Annotated in this window: 19 protein-coding genes; 14 read left to right on the top strand and 5 right to left on the bottom strand. The window is 65.1% G+C overall.

The features are described from left to right. Positions 1-5: 5 nt before the first annotated feature. From pyrG to tpiA, 3 genes are all read right to left on the bottom strand, one after another. A complete protein-coding gene (gene pyrG / locus GPL20_RS29530) occupies positions 6-1,637 on the bottom strand; it encodes a CTP synthase (protein ID WP_157334293.1) in 1,632 nt (543 codons plus the stop codon). A gap of 166 nt (positions 1,638-1,803) precedes the next feature. Next, a complete protein-coding gene (gene secG / locus GPL20_RS29525; RefSeq protein WP_157334291.1) occupies positions 1,804-2,190 on the bottom strand; it encodes a preprotein translocase subunit SecG in 387 nt (128 codons plus the stop codon). Positions 2,191-2,329: 139 nt separating this feature from the next. After that, positions 2,330-3,085: a triose-phosphate isomerase gene (gene tpiA / locus GPL20_RS29520; RefSeq protein ID WP_157334289.1), complete on the bottom strand. Its 756-nt coding sequence runs from the start codon at positions 3,083-3,085 to the stop codon at positions 2,330-2,332. Positions 3,086-3,363: 278 nt separating this feature from the next. On the opposite strand from tpiA, the gene GPL20_RS29515 reads away from it, so the two are divergent. From GPL20_RS29515 to moaC, 4 genes are read left to right on the top strand one after another with little or no spacing between them, the layout of a single operon-like run. Next, positions 3,364-5,262, top strand: a complete 1,899-nt coding sequence (locus GPL20_RS29515) for a SurA N-terminal domain-containing protein (RefSeq protein ID WP_157334287.1) — start codon at positions 3,364-3,366, stop codon at positions 5,260-5,262. 18 nt (positions 5,263-5,280) lie between these two features. Continuing rightward, positions 5,281-6,294, top strand: coding sequence for an anthranilate phosphoribosyltransferase (trpD, locus tag GPL20_RS29510; protein WP_157334285.1), 1,014 nt, complete (start codon positions 5,281-5,283; stop codon positions 6,292-6,294). 7 nt (positions 6,295-6,301) lie between these two features. Further along, entirely contained in the window at positions 6,302-7,123 is an 822-nt protein-coding gene (gene trpC / locus GPL20_RS29505; protein WP_157334282.1) for an indole-3-glycerol phosphate synthase TrpC, read from the top strand. 1 nt (position 7,124) lies between these two features. Next, positions 7,125-7,643, top strand: coding sequence for a cyclic pyranopterin monophosphate synthase MoaC (gene moaC, locus GPL20_RS29500; protein ID WP_157334280.1), 519 nt, complete (start codon positions 7,125-7,127; stop codon positions 7,641-7,643). Positions 7,644-7,649: 6 nt separating this feature from the next. Here the strand turns inward: moaC and GPL20_RS29495 are convergent, their stop codons facing one another. Beyond that, on the bottom strand, positions 7,650-7,814 hold the full coding sequence (locus GPL20_RS29495; RefSeq protein ID WP_157334421.1) for a Flp family type IVb pilin: 165 nt from the start codon (positions 7,812-7,814) through the stop codon (positions 7,650-7,652). Positions 7,815-8,127: 313 nt separating this feature from the next. On the opposite strand from GPL20_RS29495, the gene GPL20_RS29490 reads away from it, so the two are divergent. Then, the gene (locus tag GPL20_RS29490; protein WP_157334279.1) at positions 8,128-10,860 is read left to right on the top strand and encodes a bifunctional diguanylate cyclase/phosphodiesterase; all 2,733 of its coding nucleotides are present in this window, start codon (positions 8,128-8,130) and stop codon (positions 10,858-10,860) included. Between the two features lie 310 nt (positions 10,861-11,170). Beyond that, complete coding sequence (locus tag GPL20_RS29485; protein ID WP_157334277.1) at positions 11,171-11,926, top strand: SDR family oxidoreductase; 756 nt, start codon at positions 11,171-11,173, stop codon at positions 11,924-11,926. A gap of 75 nt (positions 11,927-12,001) precedes the next feature. Here the strand turns inward: GPL20_RS29485 and GPL20_RS29480 are convergent, their stop codons facing one another. Further along, positions 12,002-13,339 (bottom strand): S41 family peptidase, encoded by a 1,338-nt coding sequence (locus GPL20_RS29480; RefSeq protein WP_157334275.1) that lies wholly within the window; start codon positions 13,337-13,339, stop codon positions 12,002-12,004. Between the two features lie 313 nt (positions 13,340-13,652). Here GPL20_RS29480 and GPL20_RS29475 point away from each other — a divergent pair, with 313 nt between their 5' ends. The 8 genes from GPL20_RS29475 to GPL20_RS29440 all read left to right on the top strand — a co-directional run bounded on the left by GPL20_RS29475 (position 13,653) and on the right by GPL20_RS29440 (position 20,270). Next, positions 13,653-14,786 carry an alpha-hydroxy acid oxidase gene (locus GPL20_RS29475; protein ID WP_157334273.1) on the top strand — a complete coding sequence of 378 codons (1,134 nt, stop codon included), beginning with the start codon at positions 13,653-13,655 and terminating at the stop codon, positions 14,784-14,786. Positions 14,787-14,801: 15 nt separating this feature from the next. After that, complete coding sequence (locus tag GPL20_RS29470) at positions 14,802-15,428, top strand: HAD family hydrolase (protein WP_157334271.1); 627 nt, start codon at positions 14,802-14,804, stop codon at positions 15,426-15,428. 159 nt (positions 15,429-15,587) lie between these two features. After that, positions 15,588-15,782 carry a hypothetical protein gene (locus GPL20_RS29465; protein ID WP_254126443.1) on the top strand — a complete coding sequence of 65 codons (195 nt, stop codon included), beginning with the start codon at positions 15,588-15,590 and terminating at the stop codon, positions 15,780-15,782. A 222-nt stretch (positions 15,783-16,004) separates the two neighbouring features. After that, entirely contained in the window at positions 16,005-17,216 is a 1,212-nt protein-coding gene (locus tag GPL20_RS29460) for a molybdopterin molybdotransferase MoeA (RefSeq protein ID WP_254126444.1), read from the top strand. Positions 17,217-17,392: 176 nt separating this feature from the next. Beyond that, the gene (lexA, locus tag GPL20_RS29455; RefSeq protein WP_157334269.1) at positions 17,393-18,094 is read left to right on the top strand and encodes a transcriptional repressor LexA; all 702 of its coding nucleotides are present in this window, start codon (positions 17,393-17,395) and stop codon (positions 18,092-18,094) included. A gap of 178 nt (positions 18,095-18,272) precedes the next feature. After that, positions 18,273-18,479: a hypothetical protein gene (locus tag GPL20_RS29450; protein ID WP_157334267.1), complete on the top strand. Its 207-nt coding sequence runs from the start codon at positions 18,273-18,275 to the stop codon at positions 18,477-18,479. A gap of 192 nt (positions 18,480-18,671) precedes the next feature. Then, the gene (locus GPL20_RS29445) at positions 18,672-19,109 is read left to right on the top strand and encodes a hypothetical protein (protein WP_157334265.1); all 438 of its coding nucleotides are present in this window, start codon (positions 18,672-18,674) and stop codon (positions 19,107-19,109) included. A gap of 222 nt (positions 19,110-19,331) precedes the next feature. After that, a complete protein-coding gene (locus tag GPL20_RS29440; RefSeq protein WP_157334263.1) occupies positions 19,332-20,270 on the top strand; it encodes a GAF domain-containing protein in 939 nt (312 codons plus the stop codon). Positions 20,271-20,272: the final 2 nt, after the last annotated feature.

Genomic DNA, 20,272 nt, shown 5'->3' with positions numbered 1-20,272 from the left:
CGGGATCAGACCAGCCGGCTCTGCACCATCGCCGCCTGAATGAACGAGGCAAACAGCGGGTGCGGTTCGAACGGGCGCGACTTCAGCTCGGGGTGGAACTGAACGCCGATGAACCAGGGATGGTCCTCGTACTCGACGATCTCCGGCAACACGCCATCAGGCGACAGGCCTGAGAATTTCAGCCCGTGCTGCTCGAGGCGATCCTTGTAGGCCGTGTTGACCTCGTAGCGGTGGCGGTGGCGCTCGGAAATCTCCGTCGCGCCGCCATAGACCTGCGAGACGCGGCTGCCGCGATTGAGCGCCGCGGGATAGGCGCCAAGCCGCATCGTGCCGCCGAGGTCGCCGGCCTGCGTACGCTTCTCGAGCTCGTTGCCGCGCAGCCATTCCGTCATCAGGCCGACCAGCGGCTCCCTGGTCGGGCCGAACTCGGTGGAGTTGGCCTCTTCGATGCCGACGAGGTTTCGCGCGGCCTCGATCACCGCCATCTGCATGCCGAAGCAGATGCCGAAATATGGCACGTCGCGCTCGCGGGCGAACTGCGCTGCCTTGATCTTGCCTTCGGCGCCGCGCTGGCCGAAGCCGCCGGGCACCAGAATGCCGTTGACGTGCTCGAGGAACGGCGCGGGATCTTCCTTCTCGAAGATCTCGCTCTCGATCCAGTCGAGATTGACCTTCACCTTGTTGGCGATACCGCCGTGCGAGAGCGCCTCGATCAGCGACTTGTACGCATCCTTCATGCCGGTGTACTTGCCGACGATGGCGATGGTGACGTTGCCCTCGGGATTGCGGATGCGCTCGTTGATCTGCTGCCAGCTCTGGAGTACCGGCGGAATCCGCGAGCCGATGCCGAAGGCGGCGAGCACTTCGTCGTCGAGGCCGGCGGCATGATAGGCCTCAGGGACGGCGTAGATGTTGTCGACGTCACGCGCCTCGATCACGGCGCTTTCGCGCACGTTGCAGAACAGCCCGAGCTTGCGCCGCTCCTCCTTCGGGATCTCGCGGTCGGTACGGCACAGCAGGATATCCGGCTGGATGCCGATCGAGCGCAGCTCCTTCACCGAGTGCTGCGTCGGCTTGGTCTTGAGCTCGCCGGCGCTCGGAATGTAGGGCAGCAGCGTGAGGTGGATATAGACGGCGTGATCGCGCGGCAGCTCGTTCTTGAGCTGGCGGATCGCCTCGAAGAACGGCAGGCCCTCGATGTCGCCGACGGTGCCGCCGATCTCGACCAGCACGAAGTCGTAATCGTCATTGCCGTCGAGGACGAATTCCTTGATGGCATTGGTGACGTGCGGCACCACCTGGATGGTCGCGCCGAGGTAGTCGCCGCGGCGCTCCTTCGAGATGATGTCCTGATAGATGCGCCCCGTGGTAATGTTGTCAGCCTTGGTCGCCGGCCGCCCGGTGAAGCGCTCGTAGTGACCGAGATCGAGATCGGTCTCCGCGCCGTCATCGGTCACGAACACTTCGCCGTGCTGATACGGCGACATCGTTCCGGGATCGAGGTTGAGATAGGGGTCGAGTTTGCGGAGGCGGACCTTGTAGCCCCGGGCTTGCAACAGGGCACCGAGTGCCGCTGAAGCCAGACCCTTGCCGAGCGAAGAAACCACGCCGCCGGTGATGAATATGTACCGCGCCATGGGACTTAACCTCTAATCCCTCGAATTCGATTCGCCAAAGCGATTCGTATTCCGCCCCAAAGATTTTGCGGGCCTGTGGGTGAACCAGAACTGAGAGTGGTGACAGTGCCTTGATGGGGATTGCTGATGCAGGACGGTAGAAGCCGCCCTGCATGGCCCCCCTGCTTTATTGTGACCGCGGTACCTGCGGGCCGCTCGGGGCCGGCGCCTGCTGCTGCTCATCGGCTTTTTTCAGCGAATCCAGGATGCCGCCCGAGGTCGGCGGCGCGATCGGCGATCCGCCGGCCGGCTGGCCCTGCGATGCCGGCTCGCCGATGATCGAGGATGGCTTGCGGTCGTAGCCGGCATACCAGGACAGGAACAGGCTGGTGAGGAAGAAGCCCACGGCCAGGATCGCGGTCGTCCGCGTCAGCAGATTCGCGGTGCCGCGGCTCGACATGAAGCCGGCGCCTCCCCCCATGCCGAGGCCGCCGCCTTCCGACTTCTGGAGCAGGACGGCGCCGATCATGACGGCGACGATCATGAGGTGGATGACGATGACAACGGTCTGCATAGTATCCTTCCGTCACAAGCGGGCGGCGCCTGACGGCGGCCGATCGCGCTTCGCGGGTTTTCCTGAAGTTGCGCGGTGTTACACGATCGGAACGGGTATTGCCACCCCCGATCGGCCGGGACTAACGGGTCCGAATTAGCTAGGGGCAGCCCTTCGCGATCGCAAGGAAATCGGCCGCTTTCAGGCTGGCGCCGCCGACCAGCGCACCGTTGACGTTTTTCACCGCCATCAGCTCGGCCGCGTTCGAGGGCTTGACCGAGCCACCATAGAGGATGCGCATCTTGTTACCGTCAGCCTTGAACCTGGAGGTCAGGAGTTCCCGGATAAACCCATGAATCTGCTCGACATCCTGGGCTGTCGGGGTCAGGCCGGTGCCGATTGCCCAGACCGGTTCGTAGGCCACGACCAGATTAGCCGCGGAGGAGCCGTCCGGCAGCGAGCCGTCGAGCTGGCCGCGCAGGATGTCTAGGGTCTGGCCGGCATCGCGCTGGGCCTGCGTCTCGCCAATACAGACGATGGCGGTGGCCCCGGCGCGCCAGGCCGCTTCCGCCTTCTGCCGCACCAAGGCATCGCCCTCGCCGTGGTCGGCGCGGCGCTCGGAGTGGCCGACAATGATGGCGGTCGCGCCGGCATCTGCCAGCATTTCGGCGGCGATATCGCCGGTGTGGGCGCCCGAGGCTTTGGGATGGCAATCCTGGGCACCCACCGCGACGTTCTGGCCGCCTGCCTTCTCGGCAAAAGCCGCAATCAGGGTCGCCGGCGGGCAGACCAGCAGGTCAGCCTTGGCGGACACATCTGCCGCACCCTTGAGCATGGCGTCGAATTCGGCAGTCGAGCCTTTCAGGCCGTTCATTTTCCAGTTGCCGGCGATCAACGGTCGGATGGCGTCGGTCATGTCAGTTTCCAGCAGAATGAGGTTTGTGCATGCGCTAGCAGAGCTGCCGCGGCAGTTCCAGATTCTTGTTTTGACGCGTTTTCTTACCGCGAACCGGGGTCCACTTCGCTAGAAAACGCTTTGGGGCTTTTCACCGCAGCTTCGAGCGACCGCGTGACCTGAGGTTGCGGGGGGAAAGCCGCCACTTTATGATGATCTATCAATTTGGTGACGCGCTTTTGCGGAATCTGCATTAAGACGCGCTCCCGTTCCCCTCCTGACCAAACAAGTTGGACCAAATGCTTCGAGGAATGCGCAAGGCCTCATCAAACTGGCTCGGCAAGACCATTATGGCCGTGGTGATGGGCGTGTTGATCGTCAGTTTCGGCATTTGGGGCATCGCCGACATATTCAAGGGCTTCGGGCAGTCCACGGTGGCCAAGATCGGCAGCACCGAGATTTCGCTGAACGAGTTCCGCCAGATCTACACCGATCGCCTCCAGCAGATCGGCCGCCAGTTCGGCCGTCCGCTGACGCCCGACCAGGCACGCGCCTTCGGCCTCGACCGCCAGGTACTCCAGCAGACCATCGCCGAAGCCGCCCTCGACGAAGAGGCGCGCCGGCTCGGGCTCGGCCAGTCCGACGACCAGATCCGCCAGGTCATCATGAACGACCCGAATTTCAAGGGCGTCGGCGGCAGCTTCGATCCGAACCGCTTCCAGGCGGTGATCCGCAATTTCGGCTACACCGAGCAGCGCTACGTCTCCGAGCAGCGCAAGGTGTCACTGCGCCGGCAGATCACCGGCACGATCGGTGCCGGTCTCGAGCCGCCGAAGACGATGATCGACATGCTGACGCGCTTCCAGAACGAGCAGCGCTCGATCGAGTTCGTCAGGCTCGACGCCGCGCAGGCAGGCACCATCGATGCGCCCTCGCCCGAGGCGCTCGCCGCCTATTTCGAGGAACACAAGGTCCAGTTCCGCGCGCCTGAATATCGCAAGATCGCCTTCGTCGTGGTCTCGCCGGAGGAGATCGGCAAGTGGACCGAAGTCTCCGACGAGGACGCCAGGAAGGTGTTCGACCAGCGCAAGGACCGGCTCGGCACGCCGGAGAAGCGCCAGATTCAGCAGATCGTGTTTCCCAACGCCGCAGAGGCGCAGGCTGCACGCGAGCGCCTCGTCGGCGGGATGTCGTTCGAGGATCTGGGCAAGGAGCGCGGGCTGAGCGCGTCCGACGTCGATCTCGGCCTCGTCACCAAGTCTTCGCTCGACCCCGCGGTTGGTGATGCGGCCTTCGCGCTTCCCGCAGGCGAGATCAGCCAGCCGATCCAGGGTCGTCTCGGCACGTCCATCGTCAAGGTCAACAAGATCGAGCCGGGTGTTGAAGCGAACTTCGCCAGCCTCGCCGGCGACATCAAGCGCGAGATCGCCACCGAGCGCGCGCGCGTCAAGGTCGCCGATCTCCGCGACAAGATGGAAGACGAGCGTGGCGGCGGCTCCAGCGTGATCGACGCGGCGCAGAAGCTCGGCCTCACCGCCGTGACCATCGATGCCGTCGACCGCTCCGGCCGGGCCCCGAACGGCCAGCCCGTCGCCAACATCCCGCAGGGCCTGGATGTCGTGTCGCAGGCCTTCAACACCGATGTCGGCGTCGACAATGACGCGATCTCGTTCAAGGGTGGCTATGTGTGGTTCGACGTCCTTGCCATCACGCCCTCACGCGACCGCAATCTCGATGAGGTCCGCGACCAGGTCGAGGCGCGCTGGCGTCAGGACCAGATCGCGACCAAGCTGAAGGCCAAGGCGACCGAGATCGTGCAGAAGCTCGAACAGGGCGGCAAGCTCGCTGACGAAGCCGCCGCGATCGGCGTCAAGGTCGAGACCGCGACCGGCTTCAGGCGCGATGACTCGCCCGCCGGCGTGCCCGCGACCGTCGTGTCGGCCGCCTTCCGCACAGCCAAGGACGGCGTCGGACAGGCGGCCGTGAGCGGCAGCAGCGAAGTCATCGTCTTCCGCGTCACCGACATCGTCGAACCCGCGGTCGACGCCGCTTCCGATGCGGTCACGAAGCTGAAGGACAGCCTCGATCGCGCGCTGACCGAGGAGCAGGTCGCCTCCTACGTCAACAAGCTTGAAACCGACATTGGGACCACCATTAATCAGGCCGCCTTCGCGCAGGTGACGGGCGCGAACCAGTAAGGCAGTTGAAAGCACGCGATGGACGACCTGAAATCGATCATTGGGAAAGTGGCGACCGGCGCCAGCCTGTCGCGTGACGAAGCGGCCTCCGCCTTCGACGCCATGATGTCGGGCGAGGCCACCCCCTCGCAGATGGGCGGCCTGTTGATGGCGCTCAGGGTGCGCGGCGAGACCGTGGACGAGATCACCGGCGCCGTCGCGGCGATGCGTTCCAAGATGCTGACCGTGACGGCGCCGCCCGACGCCGTCGACATCGTCGGCACCGGCGGCGATGGCTCCGGCTCCGTCAACGTCTCGACCTGCGCCTCCTTCATCGTATCCGGCGCAGGCGTGCCGGTGGCCAAGCACGGCAACCGCGCGCTGTCGTCGCGCTCGGGCGCCGCCGACGTGCTGGCTTCGCTCGGCGTGAAGATCGACCTCAGGCCCGAGCAGGTCGGGCGCTGCGTCCGCGAATGCGGCATCGGCTTCATGTTCGCGCCCGCCCACCATCCCGCCATGAAGAACGTCGGCCCGACCCGGGTCGAACTTGCGACGCGCACGATCTTCAATCTGCTCGGTCCACTGTCCAATCCGGCCGGCGTGAAACGGCAGATGGTCGGCGTGTTCTCGCGGCAATGGGTGCAGCCGCTGGCGCAGGTGCTGAAGAACCTCGGCTCCGATTCCGCCTGGGTGGTGCATGGCTCCGATGGCCTGGACGAGATCACCCTCACCGGCCCGACCTTCGTCTCCGCGCTCCACAATGGCGAGATCAGGAATTTCGAGGTGACGCCCGAGGAGGCCGGCCTGCCGCGTTGCGAGGCCGGTGCGCTCAAAGGTGGTGACGCCGACGCCAACGCGATCGCGTTGCAGAGCGTGCTCGACGGCAAGCCGAGCCCTTACCGCGACGTGGCGCTGATCAATGCCGCCGCCGCCCTGGTCGTGGCCGGTCGCGCCAAGGATCTCAAGGAAGGCGTCGCGATCGGGGCAAAATCGCTCGACAGCGGCGCTGCGAACGCGCGGCTGAAGCATCTGATCGCGGTCTCGAACGGCTGAGCCTGTCATGTCGGATATCCTGACCAAGATCGAAGCCTACAAGCGCGAGGAGATCGCCGCGGCGAAGCGCGCCCAGCCGCTGTCGGCGGTCGAGACAAAGGCCAAGGCGCAAGCCGCACCGCGCGGCTTCCTGCGCGCAATCAAGGCCAAGCACGCCGATGGCGACTTCGCGCTGATCGCGGAGGTCAAGAAGGCTTCGCCGTCGAAGGGATTGATCCGCGCCGATTTCGATCCACCGCTTCTCGCCCGGGCCTATGAGGCCGGCGGCGCGGCCTGCCTGTCGGTGCTGACCGACACGCCCTCGTTCCAGGGCCACCTCGACTTCATGGTGGCCGCGCGCGCGGCTACCTCGCTGCCGGTGCTGCGCAAGGATTTCATGTTCGACACCTATCAGGTGGTCGAGGCGCGCGCGCATGGCGCCGACTGCATCCTGATCATCATGGCCGCGCTTGACGATGCCACCGCCAGGGACCTCGAAGATGCCGCCCTCGCCTACGGCATGGACGTGCTGATCGAGATCCATGACCGGGACGAGCTCGATCGGGCGCTGAAGCTGCGTTCGCCGATGATCGGCGTCAACAACCGCAATCTGCGTACGTTCGAGACCACGCTCGCGACCAGCGAGGCGCTGGCGCCGCTGATCCCGCGCGAGCGGCTGATGGTCGGCGAGAGCGGCATCTTCACGGCCGACGATCTCGCCCGGCTCGAGCGCGTCGGCATGTCGACCTTCCTGGTCGGCGAGAGCCTGATGCGACAGGACGACGTCACCGCGGCGACGCGCACCCTGCTTGCGCGTGAGACTGCCCCGCGCGCGACGGGCACGCGCTGACATGGCGCGCAAGCCGTCGAAAGCCGTATCCGCCAAGTCCAAGGCCGGGTCTGCCCTCACTCACATCGGCGCTTCCGGCGAGGCCCGGATGGTGGACGTGTCGGACAAGCCCGCGACCGAGCGGCTCGCGGTCGCGGAAGGGCGCGTGGTCATGACCACGGCGACGCTCGATCTGATCGTCTCGGGCAACGCCAAGAAGGGCGACGTGCTCGGGACCGCGCGGATCGCCGGCATCATGGCGGCGAAGCGCACCTCGGAGCTGATCCCGCTCTGTCATCCGCTCGCGCTGTCGAAGGTCACGGTCGAGATCGAGCCTGACGCGACTCTGCCGGGCTGCCTCGTCCGCGCCAGCGTGAAGGTCACGGGCCCGACCGGCGTCGAGATGGAGGCGCTCACGGCGGTCTCCGTCGCCTGCCTCACCATCTATGACATGATCAAGGCGGTGGAGCGCGGCGTACGCATCGAGGGCATCCATCTCGTCGAGAAGCTCGGCGGCAAGTCCGGCCATTACCGCGCCTGAGCGCCGCTACTTCAGCGACGAGCTGATCGATCCGAACTTTGCGTTGAGCTTGCTGCCCATGCCGTTCACGACGGTGATGATCGCAAGCGCGATGCCGGCGGCGATCAGGCCGTATTCGATCGCGGTCGCGCCGGACTCGTCGGCAAGGAAGTTCTTCAGACTGCTCTTCATCATCGTATCCCCTGTGTGGCGTGGACAGTCCTGTTCGCAAATCACGTGCCTATGCCGACGCGAGGATCGCCAACAGGTTAGACGGTTAAGCCTTGATTGATCCGCGTGCGACCGGCAGGAATTGACCGGTTCCGCGGGAGGCTTCCGGCAATTCCCGCACGTCTTGCGCCCCACGCATCGATTGCATTTGGGTGCGTTCCTTCATGATGCATTAACCGACCTTCCTAACTTCGCCTCCACACCGTTCCCGTAAACCAACGGATGTTTACGGGGCCAAGAAATGACCCTGACGTGTGCACGGCAACGATCGAGCATGATGACGAGATTCCGCAGTCGCTTCCTGGACCAGGCCTTCGTGCGCAGCGGACCGATCCGCTGGCTGGTGGTGGGCGGCATGCTCCTGATCGCGGCGATCGCCGTCGGCGCAACGCTGATGGCGCAGAATTTCCGCGAGCGCGCGCTGCGCAACTCCGGTCGCGAGCTGGAAAACACCGTGCTGCTGCTCGCCCATCATTTCGATCAGCAGTTGCAGGATTTCGCGGTCATTCAGAAGGACTTCGTCGACCACGTGCGTTCGACCGGCATCGCGAGCGCAGAGGATTTTCGCAAGCGTCTCTCCGGCCAGGACATCCACCGGATGCTGCGTTCGAAGATCGAGGCGCTGCCCTATATGGGCGGGGTCAACATCATCGATGCCGACGGCGACCTGATCAATTCGTCGACGGCATGGCCGGCCCCGAAAGTGAACGTTGCCGATCGTGCCTATTTCCGAACTTTCAAATACGATCCCTACGCGCCTGATGTATTGATCGAACCGCTGCACAGCCGCATCTCCGGCGCCTGGACCATCCTGATCGTCCGCAAGATCATGGGACCAAATGGCGAGTTCCTGGGCGCCGTCGGACGCGGCATCGAGCCTGCCGGTTTCGAGAAATTCTTCGCCTCCGTCGTGCTCGGCGAGGGCGCGACGATCTCGATGCTGCATCGCGACGGCACGCTGCTCGCCCGTTATCCCCATTCAGGCGAGCTGATGGGGCGGAATTTCAAGACGGGCCCTTTCGAGCACCAGAAGGTCTTCGGGCTCGACCAATTCTCCGGCCGCTTCATGAGCCCCGTCGACGGCGAGGACCGGCTGATCTCCTCGCGCGCCCTGCCCCACTTCCCGATCCTGATGATGGCCACCACGACGCGTGCGTCTGCCCTGGCCGACTGGCGTGAGCAGATCGGCATCCTGATCTCGGTCGCCGCCTCTTGCGCGCTCGCCATTGCCGGCGTCTTGATCGCGATCGTGCGCAAGCTCCTGGAGCAGCACCGCCTCTCGCGAGAGCGGCTGACGCTGGAGAAGCTGCGCCTCGACCGCGCCGTCAACAACATGACGCAGGGCCTTTTGCTGTTCGACGCCGAGCAGCGGCTCGTGGTGTGCAACCAGCGCTACATCGAGATGTACGGCCTATCGGCCGAGACCGTGAAACCGGGCTCGAGCTTCCACGACATCATCGTCCATCGCAAGGCGACCGGCTCGTTCACCGGCAACGTCGACGATTATGTCGCGCGCGTGCTGCGCGACATCCATGTGCGCAATTCGATGGTGGTCGACACCTCGGACGGCCGCTCGATCCACATTCTCAACGAACCGCTCGCGGATGGCGGCTGGGTCGCGACCCACGAGGACATCACCGAGCGACGACGCATCGAGGAGCGCATCACCCACCTCGCCCATTACGACGCGCTGACCGACCTGCCCAACCGCGCCATGTTTCACGATCATCTGCGCGAGGAGCTCGCCGCGATCGCCGATGGTGAGGAAGTCGCGGTGCACTACATCGACATCGACGAGTTCAAGGGCGTCAACGACGCGCTCGGCCATCTCGTCGGCGACGAGCTGCTCAAATCGATCGCAGGCAGCCTCAGCCGCTGCACGGGCCCGACGGATTTCGTGGCGCGGCTCGGCGGCGACGAATTTGCGATCGTCCAGAGCGCCGTGACGTCGCCGGACCAGGTCAACGATCTCGTTGCGCGGGTATTTGCGGCCATCCGTAGCCCGTTCGACTGCATGGGCCATCATCTTACCACCGACGCCAGCATCGGCATCGCGCTTGCGCCGGGACACGGGACCGCGCTGGACCAGATCCTGAAGAACGCGGACATGGCGATGTACGCCGCCAAATCGGCCGGTCGGCGCACCTATCGCTTCTTCGAACCGGAGATGGACGCCAAGATCCGCGAGCGGCGGCACCTCGAGATCGACCTTCGCCACGCCATCGCCCAAGGGGGCCTCGAAGGCGGCCTCGAGGTCTATTACCAGCCCTGCCTCGACCTGAAGGACGACCGCATCACCGGCTGCGAGGCGCTGGTGCGCTGGCGCCATCCCGAGCGCGGCATGGTCTCGCCGGCCGAATTCATCCCGATCGCCGAAGACACCGGACTGATCAACGAGATCGGCGAATGGGTGCTGGCGACCGCCTGCCGGGACGCCGCAAACTGGCCCGACGACATCCGCCTTGCCGTCAACGTCTCGCCGGTGCAGTTCAAGAGCGGCACGCTGGCGCTGAAGATCATGGCGGCGCTCGCCGCCTCTAACCTGCCGGCGAGCCGGCTCGAGCTCGAGATCACCGAAGCGGTGCTGATCCGCGACGACGATGCTGCGCTCGCGATCCTGCACCAGCTCCGCGCCATCGGCGTGCGCATCGCGCTCGACGATTTCGGCACCGGCTACTCCTCGCTGAGCTATCTGCACCGCTTCCCGTTCGACAAGATCAAGATCGACCGCTGCTTCGTCGACGACATTGCCGGCCCCGATGGCTCCGCCAGCATCGTCCAGGCCGTCGTCAACCTAGCGGCCGCCCGCCGGATGACCACCACGGCCGAAGGCGTCGAGACCGAGGAGCAGCAGCGCCTGCTCCGCGCGCTCGGCTGCTCCGAGATGCAGGGTTATCTGTTCAGCGCCGCGAAGCCCGCCGATAAGATGCTGGAGCTGTTCGCGCTCCATCGCAGCCGGCTCGCACGACGCAGAGGCGAGGAAAGCCGCCGCCGCGAGGCGAGTTAGATCTCGACCGGCCCGTTGCGCTTGACGGTTACGCCCGGCCAAAGTATCTCCGCACTCGCAGCTGCATAAGACGCCGCTGCCGTAGGCGTTACCGTCATCCAACGCGTCCTTTGTCGAGAGGATCCCGGCTGGGAGATCTCGATTCACGAGACGCCACGGTCATGCCTTCTCTCCCCGTTCGCGGACAATCACCCATTCAAGACACGTCACTTCAGGCGCCCGCGCCGCGATGCTTGCGTGTTGTCGGATGGCTCACCGCCGGGATTTCCAAGGCTGCCGTGGCTCTCAATCACATCGAAAGGCAGCACCCATGAAGATGACTGGCAACACGATCCTGATCACCGGCGGCACAAGCGGCATCGGCCGCGCGCTGGCCGAGGCCTTCCACGACCGCGGCAATCGCGTCATCGTCACGGGGCGACGGCAGGCCCTGCTCGATCGGATCACCGCTGAACGCCCTGGCCTGATCGGCATGCCGCTCGACCTCGGCGCCCCCTCAAGCCTGCCGCGCTTGTCGGCTCAAATCCGCGAAGACTTTCCCGAACTCAACGTGCTGATCGCCAATGCCGGCATCTCGCGGCCGGAGGACATGACCGCAGACAGTTGGGACGCCACGGACGCCGAAGCCATCGTCGGGACCAACATCCTCGGTGTGCTGCGCGTGACGGCGGCGCTCCTGCCGATCCTGAAAGGGCAATCGAACGCGACGATCATCGCGACCAGCTCGAACCTCGCCTTCGTGCCGCGCGCCGACTTCCCGGCCTATTGCGCCAGCAAGGCGTTCCTGCACTCCTGGCTCCAGTCGCTGCGCCATCAGCTCCGCAGGATTCCGGTCGAGGTGCTGGAGCTTGCACCGCCCTATGTGCAGACCGAGCTCACCGGCACCCAGCAGGCGCACGACACGCGCGCGATGCCGCTTCCTGCCTACATCGCGGAAGTCATGCACTTGCTGGAGCTGCGGGTTCATCCGCGCGATGAAGTGCTGGTCGAACGCGACCGCGCGAGGCGATGGGCCGAGCGCGACGGCCGCTACGAGTCGACCTTTACGGCGATGAATCCAAGCTGAGGCAGCGCCCGCAAGCACGAATTCGCCCGGGAGCGGTCATCCACTCCCGGGCGATGCCTTGTTAGGGGCAGAGGGTTAGTTCGGCACCGCAGCCTTCGGCGTGGGCTTTGCGGCCGCCGCACTTACAGTCGTGCCGTGCAGGAAGTCGAAAGCGGCATGCAGGGCCTTGTCGTCCTTCTCTTCCGGCGGGACGTAGGACTGCGAGCCGGTCTGCTCGGTGCCATCTGCGGCCGACAGATGCCCGCGCATCTGGGACTCCGCCATGGTATCCATGCGGCCCTTCAGCTCCGGCGGCACGTCCTGGAGGATCTCAATGTCGGGCGCGATGCCCTGGGCCTGGATCGAGCGGCCCGACGGCGTGTAGTAGCGCGCCGTGGTCAGCGCCAGCGCGCCATTGCCGGCGCCGAGCGGAATGATGGTCTGCACCGAGCCCTTGCCGAACGAGCGTGTGCCGATCAGCGTTGCACGCTTGTGGTCATGCAGCGCGCCAGCCACGATCTCCGAGGCCGAGGCTGAACCGCCATTGACGAGGACAACAAGCGGCTTGCCCTTGGTGAGATCGCCGCCATGGGCGGTGAAGCGCTGGGTCTCTTCCGGACTGCGGCCGCGGGTCGAGACGACCTCGCCGCGCTGAAGGAAAGCGCTCGACACCGACACGGCCTGATCGAGCAGGCCGCCCGGATTGTTGCGCAGGTCCATCACGTAGCCCGCGAGCTTCTCCGGCGGGATCTCCTTGGAGATCGATGCGATCGCCTTCTTCAGGCCGTCGGTGGTCTGCTCGTTGAACGAGGTGATGCGGATATAGCCGATGTCGCCGTTCTCGACGTGGAAGCGCACCGGGCGCACATGGATGATTTCGCGCGTGATCGCGACGTCCAGCGGCGCGTCGGCGCCCTTGCGTACGATGGTGAGCTTGGTCTTGGTGTCGACCGGCCCCTTCATCTTGTTGACGGCCTGCTCGAGCGTCATGCCCTGCACGGCCTCGCCGTCGATCTTGCTGATGAGGTCGCCGGACATGAGGCCGGCCTTCGAGGCCGGCGTGTCGTCGATCGGAGAGACCACCTTGACGAGGCCGTCCTCCATCGTGACTTCGATGCCGAGCCCGCCGAACTCGCCGGAGGTGGTCTCCTGCATCTCGGTCCAGGCCTTGGCGTTCATGTAGCGCGAGTGCGGATCGAGCGAGGTCACCATGCCCGTGATCGCGCCTTCGATCAGCTTGGCATTGTCGGGCTTCTCGACATAGCTCGCCTTCACGCGCTCGAACACTGTGCCGAACAAATTGAGCTGGGAATAGGCATCGTCCGCGCTCGCTGCCGCCCGTGCCGCCCATACGCCGCCATGGGGACTGGCTACCAGAAGGGTCAGACACGCTCCCGTGAGCGCGCCCAGGGGGAACAGCAGGGTTTTCCGCATGGATAGGCTGGCCTTCTTGCTTCGGGCTTTGCTCGGGGTGTGACGGGCGCCATGCAAATGGCGATCCAGCCCACTTCTCACAATACCATTCTGGTTTCTTCAAGGCCGGCACGGGTGGATCTCGCGTCGGCAAGGTCTCCGCAAAAAACCCTTCGTCCGGACCTGAACTTTTGGCAACGTTCCGAACCGTCTCGCGCTCGGCGGGAATCGGTCGGCCGGCCACAGCTTCGCAGCTATGCGATTTTAGGATGGTTTTGGAGGGCTGGACGGGTTAGGCGATGACATAAGGCTTCAAATTCTCGGGAGGATAACAATGAACGAAGCACCCCGCATCCGGCCGGAAAGGAACGTCGAGCTCGGCGCCAGCAGCGAGCCGTTCCAGAATCTGCACGAATTCATCCGCAAGGCGCGCGCCAACCTCAACCAGAATGCCTGGGACTATATCGTCGGCGCCGCCGAGACCGAGACCACGATGCGCCGCAACCGCATGGCGCTGGACGAGATCGCCTTCCGCCCGCGCGTGCTGCGCGACGTCCGCACGGTCGACGGCTCCGTCGAGCAGTTCGGCCGCAGGATGCGCCTGCCAGTGCTGCTCGCCCCCGTCGGCGCGCTGGAGATCTTCGATCCGAATGGAGCTGCCAGCGTAGCGCGCGGCGCCGGCGCGTTCGGCGCCGCCCACATGCTGAGCTCGGTGACGGAGCCCGGCCTGGAAAAGACCGCCGAGGCCGCCCCCGATGCGCTCCGCCTCTATCAGCTCTATGTCCGCGGCGACGATGCCTTCGTCGCCGATGTCGTCAGCCGGACCGAGAAGAACGGCTATGCCGCCTTCTGCCTGACCGTCGACACCGCCCATTACAGCCGTCGCGAACGTGACATCGCCAAGCGCTACGTTCGCGAGAGCCGCCTGCGCGCCACCGGCGGCGACTTCCAGAAGGGTCTGGAGTGGCGGACCGTGAAGATGATCAAGGACAAGTTCAGGATCCCGCTGATCCTCAAGGGCATCGCCACCGCCGAGGACGCGCAGATCGCGGTCGATCACGGCGTCGAGTGGATCTACGTGTCCAACCATGGCGGCCGGCAGCTCGATCACGGCCGCGGCGCCATGCACGTGCTGCCCGAGATCGTCGACGCGGTGAAGGGTCGCGCGAAAATCATGGTCGACGGCGGCTTCTGCCGCGGCACCGACATCGTCAAGGCGATCGCGGCGGGCGCGGACCTCGTCGGTATCGGCCGGTTGCAATGCTGGGCGCTGGCGGCGGCCGGCGAAGCCGGCGTGACGCGGATGCTGGAGCTACTGGAGGACGAGGTGCTGCGCTGCCTTGGCCTTCTGGGAGCCACCTCGTTCGCCGAGGTCAACAAGTCCTGCCTGCATCCCGCCACCGCGACCAACGCACCGAGCGTATTCAGCGCGTTCCCGCTGTTCGACCACGAGCCTTATCGATACTGACGTGAAAAGGATGCAATGACATCGCTCTCCCCCGGCAGCGCAGATGCGCTCCTGTTCGATCTCGGGCGCGTCGTGCTCGACATCGATTTCTCCAAGGCGATCGCCTGCTGGGCGGGACATGCGGGCTGCGAGCCCGAATCCATCGTCGCGCGCTACGTGCGTGACAGTGAGGCCTATCGGCTGCATGAGATGGGGAAGATCAGCGACGCGGACTACTTCGCCTCATTACGAGCTTCGCTCGGCATCGGCATTTCGGATGCGCAGTTCCTGGAGGGCTGGAACGCGATCTTCGCGGGCGAGATGCCTGACATCGCCGAGCTGTTGCCAAGGGCGGCAAGGCAGATGCCGCTCTATGTCTTCTCCAACACCAACCGGCCCCATGTGGACTATTTCTCGAAGGAATATGCCGACCTGCTCGGCCATTTCCGCGAGGTGTTCCTGTCGTCCAGCATCGGCCTGCGCAAACCGGATGCGGAGGCCTTCGACCACGTCGTGGCGGCGATCGGCGTCCCCGCGGAGCGCATCGTGTTCTTCGACGATCTTGCCGAGAACATCGAAGGCGCACGGGCGCGCGGATTGACCGCGGTCCACGTGACCTCGCCGCGCGACGTCGGCAACGCGTTGCAGGCATTGGGAATTTGAGCGCCTAAGTCGGTCAGTTCCGTTCGGGTTCCGGGGGACCAATTCGCTGGGAATGGGGAACCAAATCACTTTGTGCATTTTTGTACAAAGTTCCTGGAACGGAATACCTGCCTCCGGACTCTATGAGTCCGTTGGGACTTCTACATCGGACTTATTCTCGTGCTGGGCAAATCATACCTCACAAAGCAAGCCTCTCTGCTGCTCGAATTCGCCAGAACCACGTCGGATTCGCATCTCTCCGCCAAGCTGATCAGCAAGGCGGCCGACCTGAAATCCCAGGCCGATCCCCTGCCGGACAAGGATCAGGGCCCTAAAGCTCCCGATGTCAGTCCGGGCAAACAGACGCAGAGTTGACCGATGCTGGCCGTGGCCCTGGTCATTCTCATCCTCGCCATGGCCATCCTCGTGCCGGTCTGCCTCGCCTTTCGGATCATGCCGCGACGGCTCTGATACCCACGTCGACGCACAGCGGGCCGGCTGCGCCATTCCTATCGCCACTGTTTTGCCTCTGCGGCCGCACTCGGCTAGAACTTCCGCCGCCGATTTGCCCGACGTGCGCAGCAGGAGTTTTTCACCGTGGCCCTCATGCCGGTTTCCGATGCGCTTGCTTCCGTGCTCGCCGGCGCGGAGCCTCTGGCCGAGGAAATGGTCGCGCTCGACGATGCCTTCCATCGCGTGCTGGCCCGCGACGTCGCGGCGCGGCGCACCCAGCCACCGGCGGCGATGTCGGCGATGGACGGCTACGCCGTGCGGGCGGGCGATGCGGCCAAGATCGATTCCGAGCTGACCCTGATCGGCGAGGTCGCGGCGGGCCGGCCGTTTGCGGGGACGGTGGGCGCCGGCGAAGCGGTCCGGATCTTCACCGGCGGCGTCGTTCCGGATGGCGCCGACGCGGTCGTGATCCAGGAGGATACAGTCGCTGACGGCAAACGCATCACGATCAAGGAAGCCGCGATTGCCGGACGGCACATTCGCCCCGCCGGCGTCGACTTCTCCGAGGGCGACGTGCTCCTGCGCGCGCGAACCCGGCTCACCGAGCGCGACCTCGCCCTTGCCGCCGGCATGAACCACCCTCGCCTTCCTGTCCACCGCCGCCCGATGGTCGCAATTCTCGCCACCGGCGACGAGCTGGTGATGCCGGGCGCCACGCCCGGCCCCGGCCAGATCGTTTATTCCAACGGCTACGCGCTGCACGCGCTCGCCCGCAGCGAAGGCGCCGAGACCGTCGACCTCGGCATTGCCGCCGACACGCTGGAGGCCACCACGGCCGGCATCCGCCGCGGGCGCGAGGCCGGCGCCGACATCCTGGTCACGACCGGCGGCGCGTCGGTGGGCGATCACGATCTGGTCCAGCAGGCACTCAAGGCCGAAGGCATCGCGATGGCATTCTGGAAGATCGCGATGCGGCCGGGCAAGCCGATGATGCACGGGCGGCTCGGCGCCATGCGCGTGATCGGCCTGCCCGGCAACCCCGTGTCATCCTACGTTTGCGGTTTCTTGTTTCTGGTGCCGCTGATTCGCGCCTTGTCGGGCGGTTCGATGATCCATCACCGCCGCGAGCGCGCAGTGCTGGGCCGCGATGTCGGCGCCAACGACCAGCGCGAGGACTATCTGCGCGCGCGGCTCGAGACGCGCGACGACGGCACGCTGACGGCCTTTCCCGTCAATCATCAGGACTCCTCGCTGCTTGCGAATCTCGCTGCGGCACAGGCACTTCTCGTGCGCGCGCCGTTCGCGCCGCGGGCCGAGGCCGGCGCGCTTTGCGAGGTGCTGCGGCTGCCTGCGTGAACGCATCGGCTACACGCGTTCCGCGAACTTTGTCACGTTCACGGTAAATTAAGCAGTTGCGGAACACATATCGAACATATAGTGTCCGTTCATGATTTGTTTCGAGCATGTAGCGGCTTGCCGCTGAATTCAGCGTCTCGGAATCGAACGACATCAACCGGGGGACTTTGGTCGAGATGTTAACGCGCAAACAATACGAGCTTCTGCGGTTCATCAGCGAACGTCTGAAGGAAAGCGGCGTGCCGCCATCCTTCGACGAGATGAAGGACGCGCTCGACCTGCGCTCGAAGTCAGGCATCCATCGCCTGATCACCGCACTCGAGGAGCGCGGCTTCATTCGCCGCCTTCCGAACCGCGCACGCGCTATCGAAGTCATCAAGCTGCCGGAGCTTCAGGCCGCCGCTGGCAGCCGCCGCGGCTTCACGCCGAGCGTCATCGAGGGCAACCTTGGCAAGGTGCGCACGACCTCCAGCTCGCCCGCGGACGAGGGCGAGCGCCCCGTCGCGGTGCCGGTGATGGGCCGCATCGCGGCCGGCACGCCGATCGAGGCGTTGCAGACCCGCAGCCACACCATCAGCGTACCGCCGGACATGCTCGGCTCGGGCGAGCACTACGCGCTCGAGGTGCGCGGCGATTCCATGGTCGAGGCTGGCATCCTCGACGGCGACATGGCGCTGATCCAGCGCAACGAGAGCGCCGATACCGGCGACATCGTGGTGGCGCTGATCGACGACGAGGAAGCAACGCTGAAGCGCTTCCGCCGCCGCGGCGCCTCGATCGCGCTCGAACCGGCCAATGCGGCCTATGAGGTGCGCATCCTGCCGCCCAACAGGGTGAAGATTCAGGGCAAGCTGATCGGGCTGTACCGGAAATACTGAGAGATCCGGCGGTCATTCGAGACCAACGCTTCCGATTGGAGCGGACCGATTGTCCGCTCCAGCTGGATAGTCTTTCTGGTTCTGCGCAGATTATCCGGCCCCTCCCTCGGCGTTACATCCTCCACATCTCGCCCGAAGCAATCATCGCTTCGCGGCCTCAGAGATCGAGGAGACAGCCATGCGCAAGATCGTTTTGAGTGCCTTCGCGACTGTGCTGATCGCAGCATCGGCATCGCAAGTGTTGGCTGCACAGCAGCATCACCCCGCCCGCAAGTCGATGCACGCGACGACAAGCGAACAATTCCGCAATGCCCGAAATACCGTCGAGCAGCGGCCGCAGCCGAGCTGGCCTTATTCCGGCTGGTCGGCGCCCGCGGGCCGCTGACGCTGGCATCGGCCGAATGCACTGAAGCGGACTTTGTTCCTCGCACATTTGAAAAAGATAATGTGATCGCGCCCCGCGACCACCAGCCGCAGATTTGCCCACAACCAAGCAGAGCGTTGTATGCTCCACTCTGATAGAGGCCTGCGCCTCGGAAAGAGGCACGGGTAGCTATCTTCGAAAGAGGAGCACCCGATGTGTGACTACAGCCTGCATGCCGTTGCATCGCGTCCCGCCGAAGTCGGCGAGACGATCGTGTCGACAACGTTCCGCGGCACCTCGACGCGCGGTTTTGCTTCCGCAGCCGATCCAACCGTCGCAGTCTGCCTGCTGCCGGGAACGGAGCTCGCCTTCGCCGACAACGTCCGCTACGACAATCGCTGGATCTGGACGCGCACCATCAACTCGCGCGTCGGCAAGTTCGGCAAGATCGACCCGCACATTCCCGATCGCCATCATGACGCGATCGAATTTCCCGACGGCAAGTACGTGCTGGTGACCCAGCTCGTCGAGGGCCAGCATGCGACCGTGCTGCAACTGCCGGTGACCCAGTCCGCCGGCGAGCGCGAGCACAAGCCGCAGGTCATTGCCGACACCCAGCCGACCACGACGCGTCGCCTGCCGATCGGTTGACACAGCCGTCCCCGGCCGAAAGGTCGGAGGACAGGATTGAAAGTGCCATCGCCGGCCGTGGCCGGCGAGATCGGCAGTTTGCATCTTTCGCAATTCGACCGGGCGAGACCTCCTCCGCACCGTCTGTCGCACGAAGTTTGGGCCGCGCTGCCTGAATTTTGAACCTCCGTTCCGCAGCCAAATGGCCGATGCTGGTGCAGCTTGAGGCGGCGGACACATTCGATGAACACCTTCATTCGCGTCGTTGAACTCTGGGTGCCCGACCGGACGCGCATGCGCCTGGAGTTCGGCGGCGGCCTCTACGGCGAAGGGCTGTCCGCGTTCAAGGCCGTAAGCGAAGATCTGCACTTCGGATATGACGAGGGACTTCCCGGCAAGGCCTGGGCCGGCGGCCATCCCGTGATCCTCACCAAATTCGCCAACTCCTATTTCAAGCGGACCGATCAGGCGATGGCGGCCGGCCTCACCTGCGGCGTGGCCGTGCCGGTCTTTGCCGGCGAATTCCTGCAAGGCGTGATGGTGCTGTTCTGCGGCGACGATGCGGCGCATGTCGGCGCGATCGAGCTCTGGCACAACGATTCCGAAATCTCCCACGAGATGGGCCTTGTCGACGGCTATTACGGCACCGCGGACATGTTCGAGTTCAACTCGCGTCACACCAGATTTCCCCGCGGCTTCGGCCTGCCCGGACGCACCTGGAAGGCGGGCCTGCCGCTGATCATCAAGGACCTGCACAACGCCAAGAGCTTTTTGCGCTGGGAGGACGCCGCCGAGGTCGGAATCAATCTCGGCGTCGGCGTGCCCTATCGGACCGGCGAGAAGAGCTGGGTCCTGACCTTCCTCTCCGCGCAGGCCACCCCAATTGCGCGGCGCTTCGAGATCTGGATGCCCGACGAGGCTCGTTCCGCACTGGTGTTTCACGCCGGCGATTGCAGTGCGCAGAGCGACCTTGCTGCGCTCTATGCGGCAAAGTCGATCGCCAGGGGCGAAGGCAGCATCGGCGGCGCCTGGGCGACCGGCATGCCCGCGCTCAACGACGATCTGGCGCATGACGGCTCGATCGCGGCCGCACAAGCCCGCGCGGCCGGACTAAGCCGAATGGTGGTCCTGCCGGTGATCGGGAATGCCAGGCTGGATGCCGTGCTAGCCTGGTACCTGTAGTC

It is taken from the genome of Bradyrhizobium cajani (genome assembly GCF_009759665.1).
Lineage (GTDB): Bacteria > Pseudomonadota > Alphaproteobacteria > Rhizobiales > Xanthobacteraceae > Bradyrhizobium > Bradyrhizobium cajani.
This window is presented reverse-complemented; position numbering and strand designations above follow the sequence as displayed.